At 65.3% G+C, this 24,922-nt stretch carries 21 protein-coding genes; 16 read left to right on the top strand and 5 right to left on the bottom strand.

The genetic code is table 11. The features are described 5' to 3' along the window. Nucleotides 1–27 precede the first annotated feature (27 nt). The 3 genes from AB7M16_RS07845 to AB7M16_RS07835 are packed head-to-tail and all read left to right on the top strand — an operon-like array spanning nucleotide 28 to nucleotide 4,120. Entirely contained in the window at nucleotides 28–1,941 is a 1,914-nt protein-coding gene (locus tag AB7M16_RS07845) for an SDR family NAD(P)-dependent oxidoreductase (protein ID WP_172785299.1), read from the top strand. A gap of 2 nt (nucleotides 1,942–1,943) precedes the next feature. Beyond that, complete coding sequence (locus AB7M16_RS07840) at nucleotides 1,944–3,176, top strand: glycosyltransferase family 4 protein (RefSeq protein ID WP_453943559.1); 1,233 nt, start codon at nucleotides 1,944–1,946, stop codon at nucleotides 3,174–3,176. Further along, nucleotides 3,173–4,120: an NAD-dependent epimerase/dehydratase family protein gene (locus AB7M16_RS07835; RefSeq protein WP_453943558.1), complete on the top strand. Its 948-nt coding sequence runs from the start codon at nucleotides 3,173–3,175 to the stop codon at nucleotides 4,118–4,120. Before AB7M16_RS07840 ends, AB7M16_RS07835 begins: the two co-directional genes overlap by 4 nt. Here the strand turns inward: AB7M16_RS07835 and AB7M16_RS07830 are convergent. Beyond that, on the bottom strand, nucleotides 4,108–5,127 hold the full coding sequence (locus AB7M16_RS07830) for an MraY family glycosyltransferase (RefSeq protein ID WP_453943557.1): 1,020 nt from the start codon (nucleotides 5,125–5,127) through the stop codon (nucleotides 4,108–4,110). The two genes, AB7M16_RS07835 and AB7M16_RS07830, sit on opposite strands and share 13 nt — an antisense overlap. Further along, nucleotides 5,124–6,083 (bottom strand): lysylphosphatidylglycerol synthase transmembrane domain-containing protein, encoded by a 960-nt coding sequence (locus AB7M16_RS07825; protein ID WP_453943556.1) that lies wholly within the window; start codon nucleotides 6,081–6,083, stop codon nucleotides 5,124–5,126. Before AB7M16_RS07825 ends, AB7M16_RS07830 begins: the two co-directional genes overlap by 4 nt. A gap of 237 nt (nucleotides 6,084–6,320) precedes the next feature. Between AB7M16_RS07825 and AB7M16_RS07820 the strand changes: the two genes are divergently transcribed. The 11 genes from AB7M16_RS07820 to AB7M16_RS07770 all read left to right on the top strand — a co-directional run bounded on the left by AB7M16_RS07820 (nucleotide 6,321) and on the right by AB7M16_RS07770 (nucleotide 19,719). Beyond that, nucleotides 6,321–7,310, top strand: a complete 990-nt coding sequence (locus tag AB7M16_RS07820; protein WP_453943555.1) for an SDR family NAD(P)-dependent oxidoreductase — start codon at nucleotides 6,321–6,323, stop codon at nucleotides 7,308–7,310. A gap of 7 nt (nucleotides 7,311–7,317) precedes the next feature. Next, the gene (locus AB7M16_RS07815) at nucleotides 7,318–8,730 is read left to right on the top strand and encodes a mannose-1-phosphate guanylyltransferase/mannose-6-phosphate isomerase (RefSeq protein WP_453943554.1); all 1,413 of its coding nucleotides are present in this window, start codon (nucleotides 7,318–7,320) and stop codon (nucleotides 8,728–8,730) included. A gap of 181 nt (nucleotides 8,731–8,911) precedes the next feature. Further along, nucleotides 8,912–9,916, top strand: a complete 1,005-nt coding sequence (locus AB7M16_RS07810; protein WP_271505252.1) for a Gfo/Idh/MocA family protein — start codon at nucleotides 8,912–8,914, stop codon at nucleotides 9,914–9,916. A 39-nt stretch (nucleotides 9,917–9,955) separates the two neighbouring features. Beyond that, nucleotides 9,956–11,107 (top strand): DegT/DnrJ/EryC1/StrS family aminotransferase, encoded by a 1,152-nt coding sequence (locus AB7M16_RS07805; protein ID WP_453943553.1) that lies wholly within the window; start codon nucleotides 9,956–9,958, stop codon nucleotides 11,105–11,107. A 189-nt stretch (nucleotides 11,108–11,296) separates the two neighbouring features. After that, complete coding sequence (gene murJ, locus AB7M16_RS07800) at nucleotides 11,297–12,826, top strand: murein biosynthesis integral membrane protein MurJ (RefSeq protein WP_453943552.1); 1,530 nt, start codon at nucleotides 11,297–11,299, stop codon at nucleotides 12,824–12,826. A gap of 131 nt (nucleotides 12,827–12,957) precedes the next feature. Next, nucleotides 12,958–13,410: a DoxX family protein gene (locus tag AB7M16_RS07795; RefSeq protein WP_212260229.1), complete on the top strand. Its 453-nt coding sequence runs from the start codon at nucleotides 12,958–12,960 to the stop codon at nucleotides 13,408–13,410. Nucleotides 13,411–14,436: 1,026 nt separating this feature from the next. After that, on the top strand, nucleotides 14,437–14,835 hold the full coding sequence (locus tag AB7M16_RS07790) for a DUF1127 domain-containing protein (protein ID WP_212260230.1): 399 nt from the start codon (nucleotides 14,437–14,439) through the stop codon (nucleotides 14,833–14,835). A 115-nt stretch (nucleotides 14,836–14,950) separates the two neighbouring features. Next, a complete protein-coding gene (locus tag AB7M16_RS07785; RefSeq protein ID WP_172785288.1) occupies nucleotides 14,951–15,250 on the top strand; it encodes a putative quinol monooxygenase in 300 nt (99 codons plus the stop codon). Nucleotides 15,251–15,309: 59 nt separating this feature from the next. Further along, nucleotides 15,310–17,619 carry a xanthine dehydrogenase family protein molybdopterin-binding subunit gene (locus AB7M16_RS07780; RefSeq protein WP_453943551.1) on the top strand — a complete coding sequence of 770 codons (2,310 nt, stop codon included), beginning with the start codon at nucleotides 15,310–15,312 and terminating at the stop codon, nucleotides 17,617–17,619. A gap of 126 nt (nucleotides 17,620–17,745) precedes the next feature. After that, the gene (locus tag AB7M16_RS07775; RefSeq protein ID WP_172785286.1) at nucleotides 17,746–18,195 is read left to right on the top strand and encodes a cytochrome c; all 450 of its coding nucleotides are present in this window, start codon (nucleotides 17,746–17,748) and stop codon (nucleotides 18,193–18,195) included. A 240-nt stretch (nucleotides 18,196–18,435) separates the two neighbouring features. Next, on the top strand, nucleotides 18,436–19,719 hold the full coding sequence (locus tag AB7M16_RS07770; protein ID WP_172785285.1) for a cystathionine gamma-synthase family protein: 1,284 nt from the start codon (nucleotides 18,436–18,438) through the stop codon (nucleotides 19,717–19,719). Between the two features lie 87 nt (nucleotides 19,720–19,806). Here the strand turns inward: AB7M16_RS07770 and AB7M16_RS07765 are convergent, their stop codons facing one another. Further along, the gene (locus AB7M16_RS07765) at nucleotides 19,807–20,226 is read right to left on the bottom strand and encodes a CHRD domain-containing protein (protein WP_212260236.1); all 420 of its coding nucleotides are present in this window, start codon (nucleotides 20,224–20,226) and stop codon (nucleotides 19,807–19,809) included. Nucleotides 20,227–20,374: 148 nt separating this feature from the next. Between AB7M16_RS07765 and AB7M16_RS07760 the strand changes: the two genes are divergently transcribed. Continuing rightward, the gene (locus AB7M16_RS07760) at nucleotides 20,375–21,298 is read left to right on the top strand and encodes a c-type cytochrome (RefSeq protein ID WP_453943550.1); all 924 of its coding nucleotides are present in this window, start codon (nucleotides 20,375–20,377) and stop codon (nucleotides 21,296–21,298) included. Nucleotides 21,299–21,336: 38 nt separating this feature from the next. Here AB7M16_RS07760 and AB7M16_RS07755 read toward each other — a convergent pair whose 3' ends face one another. After that, nucleotides 21,337–21,582 carry an Lrp/AsnC ligand binding domain-containing protein gene (locus AB7M16_RS07755; RefSeq protein ID WP_018642903.1) on the bottom strand — a complete coding sequence of 82 codons (246 nt, stop codon included), beginning with the start codon at nucleotides 21,580–21,582 and terminating at the stop codon, nucleotides 21,337–21,339. A 96-nt stretch (nucleotides 21,583–21,678) separates the two neighbouring features. Further along, nucleotides 21,679–23,643: a PAS domain S-box protein gene (locus AB7M16_RS07750; protein WP_453943549.1), complete on the bottom strand. Its 1,965-nt coding sequence runs from the start codon at nucleotides 23,641–23,643 to the stop codon at nucleotides 21,679–21,681. Between the two features lie 318 nt (nucleotides 23,644–23,961). Here AB7M16_RS07750 and thiD point away from each other — a divergent pair, with 318 nt between their 5' ends. After that, on the top strand, nucleotides 23,962–24,762 hold the full coding sequence (thiD, locus tag AB7M16_RS07745; RefSeq protein WP_453943548.1) for a bifunctional hydroxymethylpyrimidine kinase/phosphomethylpyrimidine kinase: 801 nt from the start codon (nucleotides 23,962–23,964) through the stop codon (nucleotides 24,760–24,762). The last annotated feature ends 160 nt before the right edge of the window (nucleotides 24,763–24,922 follow it).

Here is a 24,922-nt window from a genome sequence, read left to right as displayed (position 1 = left end):
TCTAACTGGGTCTTCATCGGTCGGCGGATGACGCGTTTTTCGCATCTCACCTTGCGCAATTTTCTGATCGCGCTCCACGACCTGCTCGCGACCGCGGCGGCGCTTTTTGCCGCGTTCTATCTGCGATTCGAGGGCGGCGACGGCTTCTTCGACCGCCTGCCGCTGCTGTTCCAGATCCTGCCCTACTTCCTCGCCTTCAGCGTGGTGGTGTTTTTCATCTTCAACCTGACCACGACGAAATGGCGCTTCATTTCGCTGCCTGACGCGCTGAACATCATCCGCGTCGCGACGGTGCTGACGGTCGCCCTGCTCGTGCTCGACTACATCTTCGTCGCCCCCAATGTCCGCGGCGCCTTTTTCCTCGGCAAGGTGACGATCGTCCTCTACTGGTTCCTGGAGATATCCTTCCTCAGCGCGCTACGCATGGCCTACCGCTACTTCCGCTATACGCGCGTGCGCCGCCATGCGAGGACCGATGATGCTGCGCCGACCCTGCTGATCGGCCGCGCCGCGGATGCCGAGGTGCTGCTGCGCGGAATCGAGAGCGGGGCGATCAAGCGGATCTGGCCGGTCGGCGTGCTGTCGCCGTCGAGCTCCGACCGCGGCCAGTTCATCCGCACCGTGCCGGTGCTGGGCGGTATCGACGACGTCGAGGACGTCATCGCCGATTTCGCCAAGCGCAACAAGCCGATCGCGCGCCTCGTCATGACGCCGTCGGCGTTCGAGCCGGAAGCTCGTCCGGAATCGATCCTGATGCGGGCGCGCAAGCTGGGCGTCATCGTCAACCGGATGCCCTCGCTGGAGAGCGGCGACACGCCGCGGCTCACGGCGGTCGCGGTCGAGGACCTCCTGCTGCGGCCGAGCGAGAAGATCGACTATGCGCGCCTCGAGGCCCTGATCAGGGGCAAGGCCGTGCTCGTCACCGGTGGCGGCGGCTCGATCGGCTCGGAGATCTGCGAGCGCGTCGTGGCCTTCGGCGCCGCGCGGCTCCTGATCGTGGAGAACTCGGAGCCGGCGCTCTACGCGATCACCGAAGCGCTCGCCGCCCGCGGGACGGCGGCCGCGATCGAAGCCCGGATTGCCGACATTCGCGATCGCGAGCGCATCATGCGCTTGATGGCGGAGTTCAAGCCGGACATCGTATTCCACGCCGCGGCGCTCAAGCACGTTCCGATCCTCGAGCGCGACTGGAGCGAAGGCGTCAAGACCAACATCTTCGGCTCGATCAACGTTGCCGATGCCGCGGTGGCGGCCGGCGCCGAGGCGATGGTGATGATCTCGACCGACAAGGCGATCGAGCCGGTGTCGATGCTCGGCCTGACCAAGCGCTTCGCGGAGATGTACTGCCAGGCGCTGGATCACGACCTCGCCGCCGGTGCGCGCGGGGGCAGGCCGCCGATGCGGCTGATCTCGGTGCGGTTCGGCAACGTGCTGGCCTCGAACGGCTCGGTGGTGCCGAAGTTCAAGGCCCAGATCGAGGCCGGCGGCCCGGTGACCGTTACGCATCCCGAGATGGTCCGCTACTTCATGACCATCCGCGAGGCCTGCGATCTCGTGATCACCGCGGCCACGCATGCCCTCGGAACGCAGCGTGGCGACGTCTCCGTCTACGTGCTCAACATGGGCCAGCCGGTGAAGATCGTCGATCTCGCAGAACGCATGATCCGCCTGTCGGGACTGCAGCCCGGCTACGACATCGAGATCGTGTTCACCGGCATGCGCCCGGGCGAACGCCTGCACGAGATCCTGTTCGCTTCGGAGGAGCCGACCCGCGAGATCGGCGTCGCCGGAATCATGGCCGCGCAGCCGAACGAACCGCCGATGCAGACGCTGCGCAAATGGATTGCGGCGCTGGAGCAGGCGATCGCGCGCGACGATCGCGCCACCATCAGGACCATTCTCAAGGACGCCGTCCCCGAATTCGGGTCGACCGCGGCCTGACCATGCAGCCGCAAGACAAGATCGCTGGCAAGATCGTCGTCGCGAGCCAGCACTACGCGCCTGACCCGAGCACGACGGCGGCGATCATGGCCGAGATCGCCTGCCGTCTCGCCGCCGAGCACGAGGTCGTCGTGCTCTCGGGCTCGCCGGGCGCATTGCCGGCAGCGCAGACCGGCCCGGGCAAGCCGCGCGTCGTCATGGTCAGGAACCGGATGGCGGGCAAGGCGGCACTGGTGCGGCGCGCCGCCTCCGAGCTGTTGTTCGCAGCGCGCACGTTCCTCGCGTTGGTGCGGGAGCTGAGGCGAGGGGACGTCGTGCTCACGGTCACCGCGCCGTTCATGCTGCCCTATGCGGTGGCGGCGGCGGCACGGGTGAAGGGCGCGCGCTCGGCGCTGATCATGCACGACCTGTTTCCCGACGTGTTGGTGATGGCCGGCCTGTTGAAGCCCCGCTCCGTCGTGACGCGGACGATGCGCGCCGCCAACGGCCTGATGTTCCGTGCCCTCAACGCCGTCATCACCATCGGCCGCGACGCCGAGCGGCCGCTGCTCAGCTATTCGGGGATGAGGCGGAACAAGATCCGCTTCATCCCGAACTGGGCCACGCTCGTGCCCGCGCCGCGGCCGGTCACGCCGGACAATCCGTTCCGCAAGGCAATTCCGGCGCGCTTCATCGTCGGCCTATCGGGCAATCTCGGTTTCACCCACGATCCCGAGATCGTGTTCGAAGCGGCGCGGCTTCTGAAGGACGAGGCGGACATTCACTTCCTGCTGTCCGGCTGGGGCATCGGTTTCGAGCGGCTGAAGCAGTTGCAGGCGGCGGCGAACCTCGCCAATGTCTCCTTTGTCGGGCGCGTCGAGGATTCCGAGCTCGACGCGTTCCTGGCCTCCGCCGATCTCTGGATCATTCCGTACCGGAAGAACGTTGCGGGCGTGTCGGTGCCGAGCCGGTTCTACAATCTGCTGGCGGTCGGCCGTCCCGTGGTGCTGGTGTCCGAGCCGGAGGCCGAGGCCGCGTTGACGGTGGTGGAGAGCAGGCTCGGCTGGGTGGTGCCGCCGGGCCGTGCCGACCTGCTCGCCGAAGCGATCCGCGCCGCGTTCCGTTCCGACGACGGCGCCATCGCGGCGCGGGCGGTGAAGGCAGCATCGCGGTTCGACAGGACCAACGCGATGAACGCCTATGCCGCGCTGATCGACGAATTGTTGCGTAACCCGGACCTGTCGGAGCAACGATGAGCGAACGTAGACCGGTCGTGCTGGTGACGGGAGCGAGCGGCTTCGTCGGCCGTCATCTCGTGCCGGCGCTCGAGGGCGCGGGATGGTCGGTCCGCCGTGCGGTCCGCGCCCCGGCAGGCGTCGACGGCGAGGTCGTGATCGAGACGATCGGTCCCGAGACCGACTGGCAGGCGGCGCTCGAAGGCGTCGACGCCGTCATCCATCTGGCCGCGCGCGTGCACCACAAGCACGAGGAGCACGCGGTCCAGCTCTACCGCAACGTCAACATCGCCGGCACGCTGCATCTGGCGCGCTGCGCGGCGGCGGCCGGCGTGCGCCAATTCGTCTTCATCAGCACCGTTCTCGTGCACGGCCGCAGCAATGAAGGCCGCGCGCCGTTCAGCGAAAGCGACGTGCTGACGCCGCGCGGCCTCTACGGCATGTCCAAGGCCGCGGCCGAGGCGGGCCTGAGGACGCTGGCGCGCGACAGCGACATGAAGATCACGGTGATCCGGCCGCCGCTGGTCTATGGCGCCGGGGCCAAGGGCAATTTCGCGCTGCTGACACGTGCGGTGAGCCTGGGGCTGCCGCTGCCCTTTGCGGCGATCCGCAACCAGCGCGCCTTCCTTGCCGTGCAGAACCTGTCGTCGTTCATCCTGCGCCGGCTCAGCCATCCTGATCCCACGAGCAATTTCGAGATCTTCCTGGTGGCCGACCGGGAACAGGTCTCGACGCCCGAATTCATCAGGCGCCTGGCCATTGCGTCCGGCAAGAACCCGGTTCTGTTCGGAATGCCGCCGAGACTGCTCGCGACGCTGCTCAGCGTGATGGGCCGGCAGGATACGCATGACAGCCTGATCGGCTCGCTCGAGCTCGACGTCTCCAAGGCGCTCGCGACCGGCTGGCAGCCGCAGGTCTCGCTCGACGAGGGGCTGCGGCAGGCGCTGGCGGCTCAGGACGCCTGAGGGCGGGAGAAGCGCCAGAGCAGGAGGGCGACCGCACCCGCGCCCGCAAGCAAGGCGAGGATCGTGATCGCCGTCGAGCCGGTGCGAACGGTCGCGACGGCGAGCAGGGCCAGCACGAGATTGAGCGCGAATGCTTCGCCGACGACCCGCTTGACCGTGAACCCGTTGTCGGTTGCACGCTGATAAAAGTGAGTGCGGTGCGCCGACCAGAACGGCTCGCGCCGGATGATGCGCCGAAACAGCGTGATGGTGGAATCTGCAAGATAGTAGGCGGGCAGCAGCAGCGCCGCGGCCGGCTCTCCCCGAAACGCGAGCTCCAAAAGGCACCAGCCGAGCAGCAGGCCGATCGGCAGGCTGCCGACATCGCCCAGGAAGACCTTTGCGACCGGACGGTTGAACGGCGCAAAGCCGAGCATGGCGCCGCATAGCGCGGTGGCGACCAGCACGGCCGGCCATGAGAGATGCCCGAGCATTCCCAGCAGCAGCAGCGCGGCGGTGACCGGCACGACCTCCGCCACCGTCATCAGGTCGAGCCCGTCCATGAAGTTGACGAGGTTCACGAACCAGACGCCGGCAAGCACGACGAGGCCGCGCTCCAGCGCAAGCGGCAGCGTCGGCACGATGCGCGCGGTGTCGGGCGCGGTGAACACCACCGCGCCGACGCAGGCGGCCTGCAGCACCAGCCGCACCAGCACGGGCAGCGACACGATGTCGTCGGCGAAGCCGACCAGGGCGATCACGATTGTGGCAGCGACCAGCGCCGGCGGGATCGCGACATTGGCCGAGACCCCCCACAGCGAGGCGACGATCAGCGTCGCGGCGATCACCGCGATGCCCGCGCCCTGCGGGGTCGGGATGCGATGCGAGGACCGCGCATTCGGTCGCGCCAGCGCGTAGCGCTGCAGCAGGGGCCGGCTGGTCCAGGTGACGAGCGCCGAGATCAGCGCGGCGGCGGCAACGGCAATTAGCAGGGCCGCGCCAGCGAGCGCATCGGCAGCCGAGCTCACTCCCGCGCTCCGATCGGGGTCGACCCTTGCGCGGCTTTCTCCGCGCTGAGGATCCAGACCAGACCGCCGACGGCCCCGACGATGAAGAACACGGCGCCGAACAGCAGCGAGACGTTGACGCCCTCGTTGGCGGAAAGCCCCGCAAAGCCGAACGCAAGGCTCATCGTGGCTTCACGCACGCCCCAGCCGGCGATCGAGATCGGCATCATCGTGATCAGCATCACCGGCGGCACGAGCAGAAAGACGTCGCTGAAACGAACTGGAGCCGCAATCGACTGCACGACGCACCAGGCGGTGACGACGGCGAGCACGTGAACGAGGACCGACAGGATCGCGATGAGGGGACCGCGGTTGCGGCTGAAGATCACGCGATTGGCGATGACGGCGCAGGCGTGAATGTGGTGCGTTGCCCACCAGGTCTTCAGCCAGCGCCATTTCAGCGCGCCGAAGATCAGGAAGCCGACGCCGGCGGTGAGCGCCAGGAGGTCGATGAGCAGCAGCGCCGAGCGCCCGTGCGGATCGGTGATGAGGGTGTAGCTCCAGGGCAGGCTCGCGACGATCACGATCGCGAGCGCGATGAGGCCGATGGCGCGGTCGACGAAGATCGAGTAGGTCGCCGCGCGCCAGCCGGCGCCGGCGCGTGCGACCAGCCACAGCCGCACCGCATCGCCGCCGATCGCCGACGGCAGGGTCTGGTTGAAGAACGAGCCGATCACGTTGTAGCGCATGGCGCGGCCGAGCTCGAGCGGCGCGCCGCAGACGGCGCTGATCTCGCGCCAGCGCAGCACGCCGACGAAGATCTGCAGGAACGTGACCGCGATCGCCATACCGATCCAGAACAGGCTGGTCACGGTGAAGCGGGAAAACAGCTCGGACAGGTCGACCTTGCGCAGCGCCAGATAGAGCAGCGCCACGGAGATCAGGATTTTGGCCGTCGACAACAGGATTCGGCGCATCTCGTCCGCATGAACAGGGTTTGCGAGGATTTGAGGCAACCCGACGCGAGGCGCCGAATTCGGCCGCTTTGGTATGGTTTTGGCGCCGATCTTGCAAGAGCCGTCGTAAGGACGCGTCGTTCAGGATGCGTCGTTAAGGACGCCATGACGAGGCCTCGCGAAGGAGCAGGGAGCCTATTGCGACCCCGCCGAGGTGACGGCTAAACAGGTGCGGGCGAGGGATCCACAGGGAACAGGATGACGGATCAGGCGATTTTGGTCACGGGTGCCGCCGGCTTCATCGGCTTCCACGTCGCCCGGCAGCTGCTGGGCGAAGGCCGCGCCGTCGTCGGGCTCGACAATCTCAACAGCTATTACGATCCGGCGCTGAAGAAGGCGCGCCTTGCTCTGCTCAGGGACGAGCCCCGTTTCTCGTTCGTCGAGGCCGATCTCGCCGACCGCGAGACCATGGCGGCGCTGTTTGCGCAACATCGTTTTGCCAAAGTCGTGCATCTCGCCGCGCAGGCCGGCGTGCGCTACTCGATCGAGCAGCCGCAGACATACGCCGATTCCAATCTCGTCGGCTTCCTCAACGTGCTGGAGGGCTGCCGCAACAATGGCTGCATTCATCTGGTCTACGCCTCGTCATCCTCCGTTTACGGCGCCAACACAAAACTGCCATTTGCGGTTGCAGACCGCACCGACCATCCCGTCAGCTTCTACGCCGCGACCAAGAAGGCGAACGAGGTGATGGCGCAGTCCTACAGCCATCTCTATCGCCTGCCGGTCACGGGGCTGCGCTTCTTCACCATCTACGGGCCATGGGGCCGCCCCGACATGGCCATGTTTCTGTTCGCGGGCGCCATTATGGCCGGCAAGCCGATCCGGATCTTCAACCATGGCAAAATGCGCCGCGATTTCACCTATATCGACGATGTGACGCGCGTCGTGTCCAAGCTGATCGATCTGGTGCCTGCGGACGATCCGGCTGCCGCAAATGCGCCGTTTAAGCTCTACAATGTCGGCAATCATCATCCGGAGGAACTGATGCACGTCGTCGGTCTTCTGGAGCGGGAGCTGGGCCGGACGGCGATCAAAGAATTGCTGCCGATGCAGCCGGGAGATGTGCTGGAAACGTTCGCGGATGTCGAGGATCTGATGCGCGACACCGGCTTTGCACCGTCAACGCCGATCGAGCATGGGGTTCATCATTTCGTCACCTGGTATCGCGACTATTTCAAGGTTTGAAATCACGATGGACAAACGCATAATCCCCCTGATCATGTGCGGCGGTGCCGGCACGCGGCTATGGCCGGCCTCGCGCGAGGTGCGGCCCAAGCAGTTCCTGCCGCTGTTCGGCACCCGCTCGACGTTCCAGGACACGCTGCTGCGCGTGTCCGATGCCTCGCTGTTCGACCGGCCGATCGTCATCACCAACGCGTCCTATCGCTTCATGGTGCTGGAGCAGCTCGCCGAGATCGGCATCGAGGCGGACGTGATCCTCGAGCCGATGCGGCGCGATTCCGGCCCTGCGATCGCCGCCGGCGCTGTGTTCGCGCAGAACCGCGTCAATGAGGCCATCGTGCTCGCGCTCGCCGCCGATCACGTCGTGCAGAATAATGCCGCCTTCGTCGCCGCCTGCCGCGAAGGCCTCACCGCCGCAAATGCCGGGCGCATCGTCACCTTCGGCGTCAAGCCGGAGCGGCCGGCGACCGAATACGGCTACATCAATCCGGGCGAGGTGATCTCGGGCGAGGTGCATGCGGTTACACGCTTCGTCGAGAAGCCGGATGCGGTGAAGGCCTCCGACTACGTCAATTCGGGCTATTTCTGGAACAGCGGCAACTTCATGTTCCCGGCGAGCGTGCTGCTCGACGAATATCGCAGGGTCGATGCGGCAAGCGTCGAGGCGATCACCAATGCGGTCAACAATGCCGGCCGCGATCTCGGCTTCGTCACGCTGGAGCCCGAGGCGTTCGGCGCGGCGAAAGCGATCTCGATCGACTATGCGGTGATGGAGAAGACCTCGCGCGCCGCCGTCGTGCCGGTGTCATGCGGCTGGTCCGACGTCGGCTCCTGGCACGCGGTGTGGGAGCTGTCGGAGAAGGACGCGCTGGGCAATGCCGCGCACGGCACCGCCGTGTTCGAGGATTCCCGCAATTGCAACGTCACCACCGATTCCGCGCTGGTCGCGCTCGAAGGCGTCGACGATCTCGTCGTGGTCGCCACCGCGGATGCGGTGCTGGTCTCGCGGCAGAAGGATGCCAACGGGCTGAAGCGCCTGGTGACGAAGCTGAAGGCGGTCGCGCCGAAGGTCACCGAGGAGCATCTCAAGGTGCACCGGCCCTGGGGCAGCTATCAGTCGGTCGACAATGGCGAGCGCCACCAGGTCAAGCGTATCGTGGTCAAGCCGGGCGGGCGGCTGTCGCTGCAGAAGCACCACCATCGTGCCGAGCACTGGATCGTGGTCCGCGGCACGGCCCAGGTCACCGTCAACGAGACCGTGAAGACGGTGCACGAGAACGAGTCGATCTACATCCCGATGGGCGCCGTCCACCGGATGGAGAATCCCGGCAAGATCCAGCTGGAGCTGATCGAGGTCCAGACCGGCTCTTATCTCGGGGAAGACGACATCATCCGGATTGAAGACGACTATCAAAGGTCGTAACCAGCAACTCCGAATCACGCGACCCGGGCCGAGAAGCGGTATCTTTTTCGGCCTAAGGCCCGGGGAACGTGTAACTTTTTGAATCAAATCGTGTCCGGACCGTCAGGCCGGCATTCGCCACAAATGTGGCGCCCGTGCTAGAAGCGGCCCGGGGATTTGCGTTGAATCGGGGTTTGCTCACATGAGTTCCAAAGGGTCTGCACCGGCAAAGGCCGGCTTGCGCGTCGGTGTCATCGGTGCCGGCGTGATGGGCAGCAACCACGCGCGCGTGCTCAGCGGCCTGCCCGGCGTCAGCCTCGTCGGCGTCGTCGATCCCTCGCCGGCGCATCGCGCGCGGGCAACCGAACTCGCCAATTGCGAAAGCTTCGAGACGCTCGACCAGCTGTTCAGCGCCGGCGTCGATGCCGTCACCATCGCGGCGCCGACCCATCTGCATCACGAGATCGCGCTCGCCTGCATCGCCAAGAACATCCACGTTCTCGTCGAGAAGCCGATCGCATCCACGGTGGAAGAGGGCCGCGAAATCGTCGCCGCGGCACAGAAGGCCGGCGTCACGCTGATGGTCGGCCATGTCGAGCGCTTCAATCCGGCGGTCGCTGCAGTCAAGCAGGCGATCGCGGGCGAGGACATTCTCTCCATCGCGATCACCCGCGTCGGCCCGTTCCCGCCGCGCATGTCCAATGTCGGCGTCGTCATCGACCTTGCCGTGCACGACATCGATCTGATCCGCTGGTTCACCGAATCCGACATCGTCGAGGTGCAGCCGCAATTGTCGAGCGCGGTCGCCGAGCGCGAGGACATCGCGCTGCTGCAGTTCCGCACCGAGAGCGGCGTGCTCGCCCACATCAACACCAATTGGCTGACGCCGTTCAAGGCGCGCAGCGTCACAGTCGCAACGCGCGGCAAATACGTGATGGGCGATCTCTTGACGCGCCAGGTCACCGAATGCTTCGGCTTCAAGCCTGATGGCAGCTATTCGATGCGGCATCTGCCGGTCGGCCATGACGAGCCGCTGCGCGCCGAGCTGATCGCGTTCCTCAAGGCGGTGCGCAACGGCGAGACGCCGGCGGTGACCGGCGACGAGGGCGTCGCCAGCCTCGAGATCGCCACGCAGTGCCTGGAGACGCCCTCGCGTCCTGCGGCGACGTCACCCGCGCGCAAGGCGCCGCGCCGCGTCGCCGGCTGATTCCTTTCCATGTCGACCGCTCAAACGTCACAAGGCGTCATGAACCAGCATCTGCGTTCCGAACCCATTCCCTTCATCGACGTCGCCTCGCAGCGCCGCCGGCTCGGCGCCTCGCTCGATGCCGCCGTCAAGCGCGTGATGGACCATTGCCAGTTCGTCAACGGCCCTGAAGTCTTCGAGCTCGAGAAGCAGCTCGCGGCCTACGCTGGCGCCAAGCATGTGATCGGCTGCGCCAGCGGCACCGATGCGATCCTGATGGTGATGATGGCCAGGAATGTCGGGCCCGGCGATGCCGTGCTGTGTCCGTCCTTCACCTTCATCGCAACGGCCTCGCCGGTGGCGCGGACCGGCGCGACGCCGGTTTACGTCGACGTCGACGAGACCACCTTCAACATGAGCCCTGAATCGCTCAAGCGGGGCATCGCCACCGCCCGCAAGGCTGGTCTCAAGCCGGTCGCGGTGATTCCGGTCGATTTGTTCGGCCAGCCCGCCGATCACGATGCCATTGCCGAGATCGCCAGGGCCGAAGGCCTGTTCGTGCTCGACGACGCCGCGCAAGGCTTTGGCGCAAGCTACAAGGGCCGCAAGCTCGGAACGCTCGGGCACGCCACTGCAACCAGCTTCTTCCCGGCAAAGCCGCTCGGCTGCTTCGGCGACGGTGGCGCGATCTTCACCGATGACGACGAACTCGCTGCCACCTTGCGCAGCATCCGCGTGCACGGGCAGGGCGTCGACAAATACGACAATGTCCGTCTCGGCCTCACCGGCCGGCTCGACACCATGCAGGCCGCGGTCCTGATCGAGAAGCTGAAGATCTTTGACGACGAGATCGCCGCCCGCAACAAGGTCGCCGAGCGCTATGCGCGCGGCCTGTCCAATGTCGTCACCGTGCCGCGCCTTGCGCCCGGCAACACCTCGGTCTGGGCGCAGTACACCATTCGCCTTCCCAAGGGGACCGACCGCGACGGCTTTGCCGCCGCGCTGAAAGCCCAGGGCGTGCCGACCGCGATCTATTACGGCAAGTCGATGCATCAGCAGACCGCCTACAAGCAATATCCGGTCGCCGAGGGCGGATTGCCAGGTTGCGAGAACCTGTCGCAGGACGTCATCAGCCTGCCGATGCATGCCTATTTGACCGAAGCCGACCAGGAGCGAATCATCGCCGCCGTGCAGGGCGCTCTGGCGAGTTGATCTTGTTTTCACCTCTCCCGCTTGCTGGAGAGGTCGGCGCGTAGCGCCGGGTGAGGGCTCTTTCCTCTTGGGGGCTCTCGCTTGCGGAGGCACCCTCTCCCCAACCCTCCCCCGCAAGCGGGGGAGGGAGCTGACTTCCGCCGCGGTTTGCACCTAGACCTATTCCTGACATGCTCTAGAAGAGTCCGCATGCTCGGACGCATCTTCACGGTCGGTGGTTACACGCTGCTGTCGCGGCTGACGGGGTTTGCCCGCGACATCATGCTCGCGGCGATCCTCGGCGCCGGCCCGGTGGCCGACGCCTTTTTCGTGGCGCTGCGGCTGCCCAACCATTTCCGGGCGATCTTCGCCGAGGGCGCCTTCAACGCCGCCTGGGTGCCGGCCTATGCCCATGTCCATGGCGAGAAGGGCGAAGCGGCGGCAAAGCTGTTCGCCGATCGCATCTTCACGCTGCTCCTGGCCTCGCAGGTGGTGCTGCTGATCGCCGCATGGCTGTTCATGCCGCAGGCCATGAGCATTTTGGCGCCGGGCTTTTCCGAGGATGCCGAGCAGCGCAAGCTCGCGATCGAGCTGACCCGGATCACTTTTCCTTATCTCCTGCTGATCACGCTGGTGACGCTCTATGGCGGCATGCTCAACGTGATGCAGCGCTTTGCCAGCGCCGCGGCCGCCTCGATCTTTCTCAACGTCGCGATGATGATGACGTTGGCGGTTGCCGTCTGGTTTCCGACCGCGGGCCATGCCGCCGCCTGGGGCGTGCTGATCTCCGGCTTCCTGCAATATTTCCTGCTCGCCGGCGATCTCGCCCGCCATGGCGGCCTGCCGCGCTTTGCGCCGCTCAAGCTCGACGAGGACGTTCGCGGATTCTTTAGGGCGTTGGGACCTGCGACGCTGGGCTCGATGGGCACGCAGGTCGCGCTGTTCGCCGACACCATCATCGCGACCTTCCTGCCGGCCGGCGCGCTGTCGGCGCTCTATTACGCCGACCGGCTCAACCAGCTGCCGATCGGCGTCATCGGCATCGCTATCGGCACGGTGCTGCTGCCGGAGATGTCGCGACGGATCACGGCGAACGACCACGACGGCGCGCTGAAGGCACAGCGCCGCGCCTTCGATTTCACGCTGCTGTTCTCGATCCCGTTCGTCGCGGCCTTCATCACCGTGCCCGACGCGATCATGCGCGCGCTGTTTGCGCGCGGTGCGTTCTCCAAGGCCGATGCAGCCGCCGCCGGTGCGACGCTCGCTGCCTATGCCATCGGCCTCATCCCCTTCGTGCTGATCCGCAGTGCGGTCGCGACCTTCTATGCCCGCAAGGACACCGCGACGCCGGTGCGGGCGTCGCTGACCGGCATCGCCGTCAACGTCGCGCTCAAGGTCGCGTTGATGGGATCGCTCGCCCAGATCGGCCTTGCGCTCGCCACCGCCATCGGCGTCTGGACCAATCTCCTGCTGGTGCTCTTCTTCGCTGTTCGGCGCGGCTTCCTCGTGCTGGACCGCGCCTGGCTGTTGTCGCTCGCCAAATTCCTGCTGATCGGATTGATCCTCGCCGCGGCGTTCTGGCTGATTGCGCGCTTCAGCCCGGCCGCTCTTGCCTCGGTGCACGCCTTCCGGGACGAAGCGACGCTGGCCCTGCTGGCCGTCGGCGGCACGATCGTCTACGCGCTCGCAATCCTCGTGCTGTTCGGCCGCAGCTGGCTGGTCTCGCTGGTGCGCGGCTAGGGTCGCATCCGGATTTATCCATTTACCGCTGCCTCACACGGACCGGCGACCGGAATCCTTCATAAGGTCGGCCGATCGTGATACGATTTTCCGATATTCGGGTGCCCTGCTCAGGAGACGAGGCAACTACCATGCCATTCCGCTCACCCTGGTCCACGCGGATCGACGAGTTCGCCACCAGCAACGCCGACCTGCTCATCCTCATCGGCCGTGTCCTGCTTGCATGGGTCTTCGTTGGAAGCGCCTATGGAGCACTCACCAACTTCAGTGGCTCGGTGAGTTATTTTCGGTCGCTGAACCTCCCGGTGCCCCAGCTGTTCACGGCGATCAATGTCGTGCTGGAAATCGTGATATCGGTTGGCTTGATACTCGGCATCGGCACGCGCTACTGCGCAATTTTGACGTTTCTGTTCGTATTGGCGGCCACTGCAATTGGACATCGTTACTGGGAGTATCCCGCTGGCCCGCAACAGATTGGCCAGTACAATCACTTCTTGAAGAACATCTCCATCATGGGAGGCGCTCTGTTGATCCTGGTCACCGGAGGAGGCCGGTTCTCCCTCGACCGGAGGGTGGGACGCTAAAGCGCGATGCGATTAGGAAGAATCGTCATCGCGCTTTAGGTTATTGTTTGAGCATGGTCTTCTCGGAAAACCGCTGCACACTTTTCCGGATCATGCTCCAGCAGCGTCACCGTACCCGCTGAGTCACGAAACATTGCGGCCGCAGGATGCGCGCGCCTGGTCCGTTCGCTTCACGCCAGCAACAACGTGACGAGCAGTTCTGCCAGTTCGACTGCTGCCAAGCCGCGCCGAGGCCGTGTTGCGTCACTTCGTCCTGAGTCTGAAAGCAACCGCGATCAGATGGCCGAGGTGTTTCGAGACGGGCTTGAGGTGTTCACCCAGGATCCTGGAGAAGAGCATCAGCCACGTCGCAAGCGCGGCACACCACAAAAGGCTTTCCAATGCTTCGGGCATGAGGTCACCCTTCCAAACAATTACTTGAAATGCGACGAGTGTGGCCGAACGGGAGCCGTGCGACAAGCCCTCCAGAAAGTGGCAAGGCGCCGAAATGCTCGGAAGCGCGTTAGCTCACCATGCGTCGCGGAAGCAGCGAATTGAGGGCAACGAGCTATCGTGCCCGCCGTTATGCGCGGCGCCTAACGTCAGCTATAGGACAGAGTTACCTACATAATGAGCGGACGTGCATATCGCATATCACGGGTCATCCTATCGCCTTTCGGTCAGTCGCCGCTCTGAACGATCGCGCGCCTCAAGCGCTCTTCGCGGGGCTGGTCCCTTATGCGCCGTTGCGGCTAACCTCCTTCGTCGCATTAGTTGGAAAGACGAATTGGCCGGCGTGGGGGTTCGCCTTCAGGATGCAATCGATCTCCATGCATCTCTTGATTTTGCGCGATTGCCGTGGTAGGAGTCGCTCATGATCAAATCGTCGCGCAAAGTCTCCTGCAACCACATCACCCGCTTCGGCTGGGCGGTGGGAGGAGTCGTGCGCTAGGATCTCGACGACATCTTTTCCACCAGGCCCCGCCGGCATCGGACGGGGCCTTTTGTTTGGCCACTCTCCTTGCCGGCTCACAGCAGGAGCGTCCGATGCCACCACAACTGACGAAGATCTCATCCGAGGCCGAGCACGATGCCGCGGTGCTTCGCCTCGACCGATCCATTGCGCTGGCGAAGGAGGCCATGGACGAGGTCCTGGCGGCAGCGGCTCGCCTCAACGTGTCCGTTGCACCGCCGGGCCATGCCTTGTCGGGGAGGGAAGCAGCCGCAGCCGCGCCGGCGCAAAGCCTCCTGGACCTGCCCAGTCGATATTGGCGTGCGTTTGGGGAGTGGCTCCTGCATCCGCGGGTCAGCTTGCGGGACCTGAGTGACAGAGCGCTGATGGACATCGGCCTGACGCGCGCCGAGATCGACCATCTCACAGCTGGGCGGGCGATCGATACGCTCAGAGATCGTACGAGCTATCTGATGAGCCGGGGCGGGATGTGAGTGATCGCCAATTCCAGGCGTCGGTCACCCGAAAGCGTCTGCCGTGATCCCGTCGCTCGGCTGGACTCCCCGACCGGGTCCATGGGACACTCCACTGAGCGGACGGGGAGGCGACATGATCCTGGTGACCGGCAGCGCAATCGCAAGGCAGGACTCGATCGACGAGGTCCGGAGACTAAGCCTCGAACACGTCCAACGCTCGCGCGCCGAGCCCGGCTGCATCTCGCATGCGGTGCATGTCGATTGCGAGAATCCCCTCAAATTCGTGTTCGTCGAGCAGTGGGCCGATCGCGCTGCGCTGCTCGCGCACTTCGCGGTTCCGGCCTCGCGCGACTTTGTCCGTGCGCTGCAATCGCTCGTCTCGGAGCCGACGACCATCGAGATCTACGACGCCGCCAGGATGGCCGGGCTTTGACGCGCCAGTTTTTCCACGGCAATATGCCCACAAAACAACCATGAGAACGGGAAGATAAAATGGCGGCTCCCATCAAGTTCGGCGTTGGTCAAAGCGTGCTGCGCAAGGAGGATGACGCGCTCATCCGCGGCAAGGGCCGCTATACCGATGATTACGCGCCGCAGGCCGCGCTCCGCTGCCTGGTGCTGCGCTCGCCGCATGCGCATGCCAAATACACCATCGATGCGAGCCGGGCCCGCGGCCTGCCGGGCGTTGCGCTGATCCTGACCGCGGACGACGTCAAGGATCTCGGCAATCTGCCCTGCCTGTTCAATCTCGAGACCGATCCGTTCACCGGCCCGCCTTACCCGATCCTCGCCCAGGACGAGGTACGACATGTCGGCGATGCCGTCGCCTTCGTGGTCGCCGAGACCATCGACCAGGCCCGCGACGCGATCGAGGCGATCGAGGTCAAATGGTCGCCACTGCCCGCCGTGACCGGCGTCGTCAACGCCGTGAAGAAGGGCGCACCGCCGGTCTGGCCCGACAAGCCCGGCAACGTGCTGTTCGACGTCTCGATCGGCGACAAGGCGGCGGTGGACGCGGCCTTTGCCAAGGCGCATGCCGTCGCCGAGATCTCCATCGTCAATCCGCGCGTGGTGGCAAGCTTCTTGGAGACGCGCGCGGCGGTGTGCGAATACGATTCCAAGCGCGACCATCTGACGCTAACGGTCGGCAGCCAGGGCAGCCACCGCCTGCGCGACATCCTCTGCCAGAACGTGCTCAACATCCCCACCGACAAGATGCGGGTGATCTGTCCCGACGTCGGCGGCGGGTTCGGCACAAAGCTGTTTCCGTACCGGGAATACGCCTTGATGGCCGTCGCTGCGCGCAAGCTGAAGAAGGCGGTGAAGTGGGCAGCCGATCGCTCCGAGCATTTCATGGGCGATGCGCAGGGCCGCGACAACGTCACCACCGCCAAGATGGCGCTGGCTGAAGACGGCAAGTTCCTCGCCATGGATTGCGACCTCATGGGCGACATGGGCGCGTATCTGTCGACCTTCGGGCCCTACATCCCGCATGGCGGCGCGGGCATGCTGCCGGGCCTTTACGACATCCAGGCCTTCCATTGCCGGGTGCGCACCATCTTCACCCACAGCGTGCCTGTCGATGCCTATCGTGGCGCGGGCCGTCCTGAGGCCGCCTATGTGATCGAGCGCCTCGTCGATGCCTGCGCGCGAAAGCTCGACATGACGCCGGATGCCATCCGCCGCAAGAATTTCATCCCGCCGAAGGCGCTGCCCTACAAGACCGCGACCGGGAAGGTCTACGATTCCGGCGACTTCGCCGCGCATCTGAAGCGCGCGATGGAGATCGCGGAATGGAAGGAATTTCCCAAGCGCGCCAAGCTCGCCAAGAAGGGCGGCCTGATCCGCGGCATTGGGCTTGCGAGCTATGTCGAGATCTGCGGCGTGATGGGTGAGGAGACCGCCAATGTGCGGCTCGATGCCAATGGCGACGTCACCGTGCTGATCGGCACGCAATCGAGCGGGCAGGGCCATCAGACCGCCTACGCGCAGATCGTCGCCGAGCAGTTCGGCTTGGTGCCCGAGCGTGTGCATGTTCGCCAGGGCGATACCGACGAGATCGCGACCGGCCTCGGCACCGGCGGGTCGGCTTCGATTCCGTCAGGCGGCGTCAGCGTCGAGCGCGCCACGCGCGAACTCGGGCAAAAGCTGAAGGAGATCGCGGCGCAGACGCTCGAAGCAAGCGCCGGCGACTTAGAGATCACCGATGGCATCATCCGCATTGCCGGCACCGATCGTGCGATCTCGTTCGCCGATCTCACCAAGCGGCCCGGGGTCGATCCGTCGAAGCTGAACGGCAGCGCGACCTTTGCCAGCGCCGACGGCACCTATCCCAACGGCACCCATGTCGCGGAGGTCGAGATCGATCCAGCCACCGGCATCATCAAAATCGTCAACTACGTGATCGTCGACGATTTCGGCAAGACGCTCAACCCGCTGCTGCTGGCCGGCCAGGTGCATGGCGGCGCCATGCAGGGCATCGGCCAGGCCTTGATGGAGCAGGTGGTGTATGGACCGACGGACGGCCAGCTCATCACCGCAACCTTCATGGACTATGCGCTGCCGCGCGCGGCGGATGGGCCTGCCTTCGTGTTCGAAACCCACAACGTGCCCTGCAAGACCAATCCCATGGGCGTGAAGGGGGCCGGCGAGGCCGGCGCGATCGGCTCCTGTCCGGCCGTCGTCAATGCCATCGTCGACGCGCTCTGGCGCGAATACAAGATCGACCACATCGACATGCCGGCAACGCCCGAGCGGGTGTGGATCGCCATCAACGAGCACCACCGCCGCCACAGCTTGTGAAGCCGCTCTCCGCGCGCACGGGAATAAACGCGCCGCGCGGGGTTCTACCCATGATGGGTCCCGGCTTCACGAGAAGCCGGTGACGTCTCATTCCCTGAACGTCTCGAGAGCCGGAGAAACGAACCAATGAAACGGACGATGATTGTCGCGGGCGTCCTCGTGCTGGGCGCGGGCGCCGTCATGGCGCAACAGGAGATTGCCGTCCAGCAGGACAATCTGATGCGCTCGCAGGCAAAGAGCCTGTACTCGGTCATTCAGAAGATGTCCAAGGGCGACATTCCCTACAACCAGAAGACCGTCGACGAGGCGATTGCCAATCTGGAGGCGGACGTCGCCAAGATCGCCAAGACCTTCGAGGTCAATCCCAAGCAGGACGTCGTGAATGCGTCCTACGGCTCCTCGCCGAAGGTCTGGCAGAACAAGGCCGATTTCGATTCCAAGATCCCGCCGGTGCAGAAGGCGATCGCCGACGTCAAAGGCAAGATCACCAATGTCGCGAGCCTGAAGGCGGCCTACACGGCGATCAACGACCGCTGCAATGATTGTCACGAAACCTATCGGTTGAAGTTGAAATAACGGGGCACGAGGAAGCAGTGAAGGGGGCGGTTGCGAAGGCAGCCGCCTTTTTGCGTAGCCGCGAGCCGCAGCGAGGCAGTAATTCTGTCCGCAAGGCCTGACGGATTGCTCTCAGAGCAGCTATCTTTGTGGCAACGCGCCGTGCGCTCACACGAGTCGACGCATCCTCCTCCCGACACTCTCAGGACATCAGGGAGTTCCAGCGCGCGGCGAGCACCATAGTCAACAGCGAGACAGGCCATGGCAAAACCGTTCCCGTCGAAGACCCATATCGGCAATCATATGCTGCATCCGGAAACCTTGATGCTGACCTATGGCTATGACCCGCAATTGTCGGAGGGCGCCATCAAGCCGCCGGTGTTCCTGACCTCCACCTTCGTGTTCAAGACCGCCGAGGACGGGCAGGACTTCTTCGACTACGTCGCCGGTCGGCGCGAGCCGCCGGAAGGCATGGGCGCGGGCCTGGTCTATTCTCGCTTCAATCATCCCAACAGCGAGATCGTCGAGGACAGGCTCGCGATCTACGAGCGAACCGAGAGTTGCGCGCTGTTCTCGTCCGGCATGGCGGCCATCGCAACCACGATCCTGGCCTTCGTTCGCCCCGGCGATGTCATCCTGCACTCGCAGCCGCTCTATGGCGGGACGGAGACCTTGCTGACGAACACGCTCGCGCGCCTGTCGATCGGCGCCGTCGGCTTTGCCGACGGAATCGACGAGACGGCGGTCAAGCAGGCCTCGGAGGAGGCCATGGGCAAGGGGCGGGTTTCGATGATCCTGATCGAGACGCCCGCCAATCCGACCAACGGCCTCGTCGACGTCGCAATGATCCGCCGCACCGCCGATGCCATCGGCAAGGCGCAGGGACACACGCCGATCATCGCCTGCGACAACACGCTGCTCGGGCCGGTGTTTCAGCGGCCCATCGAGCACGGCGCGGACCTGTCGCTGTATTCGCTGACCAAGTATGTCGGTGGCCATTCCGACCTGATCGCGGGCGCCGCGCTCGGATCGAAAGCGATCATGAAGGGCATCAAGGCGCTGCGCGGCGCCATCGGCACCCAGCTCGATCCGCATTCCTGCTGGATGATCAACCGCTCGCTCGAGACGCTCAGCCTGCGGATGGAGAAAGCCGATGCGAATGCGCGGCTCGTGGCGGACTTTTTGCGCGACCACCCGAAGGTCGCCAAGGTCCATTACCTCGGTCATCACGAAGAGGCCTCGCCATCGGGGCGTGTGTTCGCGCGGCAATGCCTCGGCGCGGGGTCGACCTTCTCGTTCGACATCGTCGGCGGCAAGGAGGCGGCGGTGAAATTCCTCAACGCGCTGCAGATTCTCAAGCTGGCGGTGAGTCTCGGCGGCACGGAATCGCTCGCAAGCCTGCCGGCGACGATGACCCATTCCGGCGTTCCCGCCGACATCCGCCGGAAAATCGGCGTGCTCGATTCCACGATCCGGCTCTCGATCGGCATCGAGAACCCGTCGGACCTGATCGCCGACCTCGCGCAGGCGCTGAACGCGGCTTGAGCGAGGCAGGTTCTCGCCCCGAATCGAAAAGGCCGAACGCTCCCTCCTTGCGTCCGGCCTTTCCGCGACGAAGCCTGCGTTTTCGCTTTACTTCGTCACCTGACCGCGGATCTCGCCGCCCGGGTTCGCCGCGGTGTGGATGTTGATGTAGTACTTGCCGCCGAGCAGATCGGCGGCCTGCGCGTCGGTGAGCGTCGCTTCGCCCTTGACCGGGCTCGAGGCTGCATTCGGGATCGCGACGGCGACGCCGGCGTTCTTGCCGGCTTCGGCAGGCCCGTGGAAATGCGCGGCGGTGGCGGGGCCCGAGAGGCCGGAATAGGTGACGGTCCAGGACAGCTTCTTGCTGGCAGCGTCGTAGTCCAGATCGGCCGTTCCGGTGGCGCTGCTGGTGTTGGCAGGGACTTCGGATTTGCCGTCCAGCGTCGCCTTCAGTTTTTCCGCGCTGGCCGGGGCGGCGAACGCAACGGCAGCTCCGAGTGCCAGTGTGGCAAAAACGGCTTTGGTCATGGGTCTCTCCCTGTTCAGGCCTGATTGCTCTTCAAACAGTTGGTCATGCGGTTTATTCCGGCATTACAGCCGGACCGTCTAAAATATTCGTGGTTGGATCGGGCGCGGCATGACCCTTAAGTTCGCGCGCTCACGATGGAATGATCGAATGCTGCGACGAATGGTTCTTGCCGCCCTGATCGCCGCCGCCGCGGCGTTCGGCCTCTATTGGTGGTTGACCGCCCCGGCCGCGCTGGCCTTGCCGGCGCCGACACGGAGCCCGGATCTTGCCAACGGGCAGGAGCTGTTCAACGCCGGCGGCTGCTCGTCCTGTCACGCCATCCCCAATCAGCCCGATCGCCTGCGGCTCGGTGGCGGGCTGGCGCTCGGCTCGCCGTTCGGGACGTTCTACGCGCCCAACATTTCCCCCGATCCGGCCGACGGAATCGGCCGCTGGAGCGAGGCTGATTTCGTCAACGCCGTGGTGCGCGGCATCTCGCCCGCGGGCGCGCACTATTTCCCCGCTTTTCCCTACACGTCCTATCATCTGGCAAGCATCGACGACGTTCGCGACCTCTTTGCCTATCTGAAGACGCTGCCGCCGGTGTCCGGCAGAGTGCGCGACCACGCGCTGCCGTTTCCGTTCAACATTCGCCGCAATGTCGGCATCTGGAAACTGCTGTTCATGGACACCGCGCCGTTCGTCGCGGACGCCGCGCGCTCGCCGCAATGGAATCGCGGGGCCTATCTCGTGAACGGTTTCGGCCATTGCGCCGAATGCCACAGCCCGCGCAATGCGCTCGGCGGCATCATCGCCGGCCAGCGCTTTGCCGGTGGGCCCAATCCGGAAGGTGAGGGCTGGGTGCCCAACATCACGCAGCAGGGCATCGGCAGCTGGAGCGAGAAGGATATCGCGGATTTTCTCGAGACCGGCGACATGCCCGAGGGCGACAGCGCTTCGGGTGCGATGCGGCCGGTGATCAAGAATCTGGCGCAACTGACCGCGGAAGACCGCGCCGCGATGGCCGCGTATCTGAAGTCGCTGCCGCCGGTGCAGGGACCGACACCGCCCAAACGCAAGGAGGGCGGCTAGCGCTGCCGGCGCGCTTCGGCCGTTGTTAGGCGCATGCTCTAGCCGGTGCCGAACGCCTTGAAGGTGATGATGGTGAGGGTGTCCTGGATGCCCGGCAGCACCTGCACCTTCTCATTCACGAAATGGCCGATGTCGGTATCCTTGTCGACGTAGAACTTCACCAGAAGGTCGTATTGGCCGGCCGTGGAATAGATCTCGGAGGCGATCTCGGCTTCGGCAAGCGCATTGGCCACCGTATAGGACTGGCCGAGCTTGCATTTGATTTGGACGAAGAAAGGAACCATCGCGGGCACTCCGAAAGCGGATCTGGCGGCTAATAGGCCAAAACCGGCCGGATTTAGCAAGCCAGCTTGCGGCTCCTGCGCGGCGCATTCGCAAGTCTAGGATGGGACCACCGCTGCGGCCAATGCATCCCTTAGCCGCTGGGCGAGCTCGACTTTGCGATAGGGCTTGGTCAGCACGATCGATTGCGGCCGCGCGTGGCCCTGCGCGACCAGGGTCTCCAGCGCGTAGCCCGAGGTGAACAGGACCGGCAGGCCGGGACGCAGCCGCCGCGCCTGATCGGCGAGGTCCCAGCCGCTCATGCCACCGGGCATCACGATATCGGTGAACAGCAAGTCGATGCCGGGATCGCCCTGCAGCTGCTGCAGGGCATCCTTGCCGTTGACCGCGGCAACGACGCGATATCCGAGCGCTTCCACCCTGCGAATGACGGAGGAGCGGACGAACGGATCGTCCTCGACGATCAGGATCGTCTCGTAGCCTCGCGGCGCCTTGTCCTCGCCGTCGGGAAGATCGGCCTGCGACCCGCCGGTGTTCGCGCGCGGCAGGTAGATCCTGACCGTGGTTCCGAGGCCTGCCTCGCTGTAGATCGAGACATGGCCGCCCGATTGCTTGGCAAAGCCATAGACCATGCTGAGGCCGAGGCCCGAGCCCTTGCCGACCTCCTTGGTGGTGAAGAACGGCTCGAACGCGCGTGCGGTGATCTCGGGCGCCATGCCTTCGCCGTCATCGGTGACCGAGATCAGGGCATAGCTGCCGGGCGCGACCTCCGGGTGAAGGGCGGCGCGATCGTCGTCGATCGTGACCAGCTCAGTGGCCAGCGTGAGGTGGCCTCCCGATGGCATGGCATCCTGCGCATTGAGCGCAAGATTCAGCACGGCGGATTCGAGCTGGGCGCGGTCGGCAAAGGCCAGGACCGTGCCGGGCCCGGAGCTCGTCCTGATCTCGATGTCTTCGCGCAAGGTGCGCTTGAGCAGCTTGAACATGGAATCGAGCAGGCTGCGGCAATCGATCGTCTGGGGCCGCAGCAATTGGCGGCGGCTGAAGGCGAGCAGGCGCTGCGTCAGCTCGGCGCCCTGTTCGCCCGATTGGCAGATGTCCTCGGCAAAGCGCTTGAGGTCCGGCCTCGCCTTGAGCTGCTCGCTCAGGTGCTCGGCATTGCCGATGATGACGGTGAGCAGATTGTTGAAGTCGTGCGCGATGCCGCCGGAGAGCTGGCCGACCATCTCCATCTTCTGCGCCTGCTGGAGCTGCTGCTCGGTCAGCTTGCGCGCGGTGAGGTCGTGGACGATGCCGACGAAGATCAATTCGCCGTCCTGCCGCGCCTGGCCGACCGAGAGATCCATCGCAAATGTCGTGCCGTCCTTGCGCAGGCCGATGGCCTCGCCGCCTATCGCGAAATGCCGCGCCGCATCCGCCTCGGGCATCAGCATGCCGACGTTGCGGTTCATCACCTCGTCGGCGCGGTAGCCGAACAAGCGCTCGCAGGCCGGATTGAACAGCAGGATGCGGTCCTGCGCATCGAACAGGATGACGCCGTCGACGGCTGTCTCGACGATCGCGGTGAGGCGCGCCACGCTCTCGCGCATCGCGCGCTGGGCGTCGCGGACCTGCTGCAGCAGCAGCGCGGCGTCGCGGCTCTTGATTTCCTCCTCCTCGAGCGCGGCCTGGACCTGTCGCAGCTCGAACGGCGAGGGGATCGTCAGGATCTTCGGCAGCAACGGCCAGAGTGCGGCGGCGGTGAAGACCGAGGCGACCGCGGTGGCGGCCTTGACCATGCCCTCGATGCCGTAGACCGGAACCCAGAGCGTGTAGATCGACAGCACGTGAGTCAGGCCGCAGGCCATGATGAAGATCGCGAACGCCCAGAAGACCCAGCCGAACTTGAGGTCGCGCCGCTTGGTGACGAGGATGGCGAGGGCGAACGGGATCGAGAAATAGGCGGCGGCAATGCAGGCGTCGGAAACGACGTGAAGCCAGATCAGCTCAGGCTCCCACAACAGGCAGATGCCGTGCGGCGACAGCATGGACGAGTCGAGGAGACGTTCGAAGAAGGCCCACATCGTTCCACCCCAAGAGTCTTTCAGATGGCTTGCGGGCCGGGGCGGCCTGCAACATCGGATCGCTGGACGGTTCCACCACCTGACGTACCTCGTCATCGGCGAAGCACGCTAAGGTACACGACTATACCAAGGGTCCGGCGCCGTTGCATTTTCAAGCCCGCATCATTGCGGGCCTTTGACCGCGCCGTGTCCGACTGATTCGCAAGGCGCGCAATTGATTCGCGAATCACGCTCGGCGGCGATTCGGCGCGCTTGCTGGCGTTCCGCGGTCGCGCTAGGACAGGCCATGGCGGCGTCCTCAAGCACATGTCCCCCGCGATGACGACCCCGGTCGCACTCACCATCGCCGGTTCCGATTCGAGCGGCGGCGCCGGCATCCAGGCGGACCTGAAGACCTTTGCCGCGCTCGGCGTCTACGGCGCCTCCGTGATCACGGCGCTAACGGCGCAGAACACGCGCGGCGTGACCGGCATTCACGCGGTGCCGGCCGGGTTCGTCACCGAGCAGATCGACGCGGTGTTCTCCGACCTCGACATCGGTGCGGTGAAGATCGGCATGGTGGCCCAGGCCGCCAGCATCGACGCCATCGCGGCCGCGCTGTCGCGCTGGGCACCGCGGCACGTCGTGCTCGATCCCGTCATGGTGGCGACCTCCGGTGATCGCCTGCTCGCCGCCGAAGCCGTCGACGCCCTGCGCACCAGGCTGATGCCGCTGGCTGCCGTGATCACGCCGAACCTGCCGGAGGCCGCGGCCCTGCTCGATGAGCCGTTGGCGGCGAGCGAGGCCGAGATCGAAAGCCAGGGACGCCGCCTGCTGGCGCTGGGCTGCCGCGCCGTCCTGATCAAGGGCGGGCACGGAGAGGGTGCCGAGAGCACCGACTATCTCGTCACTGCCGGGACCACGATCGCGCTCGCCGCGCCGCGCGTGGCCACCCGCAACACCCATGGCACCGGCTGCTCGCTGTCCTCCGCCATCGCGGCGGGGCTCGCCAAGGGCGAGGACCTCGAGGCCGCCGTGCGCAACGCCAAGGCCTGGATCAGTGCCGCGATCGCCGCCGCCGACCGCTTCAGCGTCGGCCACGGCCACGGGCCGATTCATCATTTCCACACGTTCTACTGAGGCGGGCTGCCGGGGAAACACCCTCTCCCCAGCCCTCCCCGCAAGCGGGGGAGGGAGCGCACCTACCTGGCTTCCGGCCGGGATCTGATCTCCAGAGCCCCCTGCGGCGCCATGTCGCCTGATTGTCGCATGCGACTGATATTCGCGGGGAGGGCGAGGC

Source organism: Bradyrhizobium sp. USDA 372 (assembly GCF_053629095.1).
Note: the sequence above shows the minus strand (reverse complement) of the source record. Positions and strands in the feature narration are given on the sequence as shown.

Bases quoted from the DNA above. Each gene is read 5' to 3' on its own strand.
- murJ (WP_453943552.1), top strand. From the start codon at position 11,297: ATGCTCGGACGCATCTTCACGGTCGGTGGTTACACGCTGCTGTCGCGG.
- AB7M16_RS07775 (WP_172785286.1), top strand. From the start codon at position 17,746: ATGAAACGGACGATGATTGTCGCGGGCGTCCTCGTGCTGGGCGCGGGC.
- AB7M16_RS07845 (WP_172785299.1), top strand. From the start codon at position 28: ATGACGCGTTTTTCGCATCTCACCTTGCGCAATTTTCTGATCGCGCTC.
- AB7M16_RS07820 (WP_453943555.1), top strand. From the start codon at position 6,321: ATGACGGATCAGGCGATTTTGGTCACGGGTGCCGCCGGCTTCATCGGC.
- AB7M16_RS07760 (WP_453943550.1), top strand. From the start codon at position 20,375: ATGCTGCGACGAATGGTTCTTGCCGCCCTGATCGCCGCCGCCGCGGCG.
- AB7M16_RS07810 (WP_271505252.1), top strand. From the start codon at position 8,912: ATGAGTTCCAAAGGGTCTGCACCGGCAAAGGCCGGCTTGCGCGTCGGT.
- AB7M16_RS07815 (WP_453943554.1), top strand. From the start codon at position 7,318: ATGGACAAACGCATAATCCCCCTGATCATGTGCGGCGGTGCCGGCACG.
- AB7M16_RS07790 (WP_212260230.1), top strand. From the start codon at position 14,437: ATGCCACCACAACTGACGAAGATCTCATCCGAGGCCGAGCACGATGCC.
- AB7M16_RS07785 (WP_172785288.1), top strand. From the start codon at position 14,951: ATGATCCTGGTGACCGGCAGCGCAATCGCAAGGCAGGACTCGATCGAC.
- thiD (WP_453943548.1), top strand. From the start codon at position 23,962: ATGACGACCCCGGTCGCACTCACCATCGCCGGTTCCGATTCGAGCGGC.
- AB7M16_RS07765 (WP_212260236.1), bottom strand. From the start codon at position 20,226: ATGACCAAAGCCGTTTTTGCCACACTGGCACTCGGAGCTGCCGTTGCG.
- AB7M16_RS07795 (WP_212260229.1), top strand. From the start codon at position 12,958: ATGCCATTCCGCTCACCCTGGTCCACGCGGATCGACGAGTTCGCCACC.
- AB7M16_RS07755 (WP_018642903.1), bottom strand. From the start codon at position 21,582: ATGGTTCCTTTCTTCGTCCAAATCAAATGCAAGCTCGGCCAGTCCTAT.
- AB7M16_RS07780 (WP_453943551.1), top strand. From the start codon at position 15,310: ATGGCGGCTCCCATCAAGTTCGGCGTTGGTCAAAGCGTGCTGCGCAAG.
- AB7M16_RS07840 (WP_453943559.1), top strand. From the start codon at position 1,944: ATGCAGCCGCAAGACAAGATCGCTGGCAAGATCGTCGTCGCGAGCCAG.
- AB7M16_RS07835 (WP_453943558.1), top strand. From the start codon at position 3,173: ATGAGCGAACGTAGACCGGTCGTGCTGGTGACGGGAGCGAGCGGCTTC.
- AB7M16_RS07750 (WP_453943549.1), bottom strand. From the start codon at position 23,643: ATGTGGGCCTTCTTCGAACGTCTCCTCGACTCGTCCATGCTGTCGCCG.
- AB7M16_RS07825 (WP_453943556.1), bottom strand. From the start codon at position 6,083: ATGCGCCGAATCCTGTTGTCGACGGCCAAAATCCTGATCTCCGTGGCG.
- AB7M16_RS07770 (WP_172785285.1), top strand. From the start codon at position 18,436: ATGGCAAAACCGTTCCCGTCGAAGACCCATATCGGCAATCATATGCTG.
- AB7M16_RS07805 (WP_453943553.1), top strand. From the start codon at position 9,956: ATGAACCAGCATCTGCGTTCCGAACCCATTCCCTTCATCGACGTCGCC.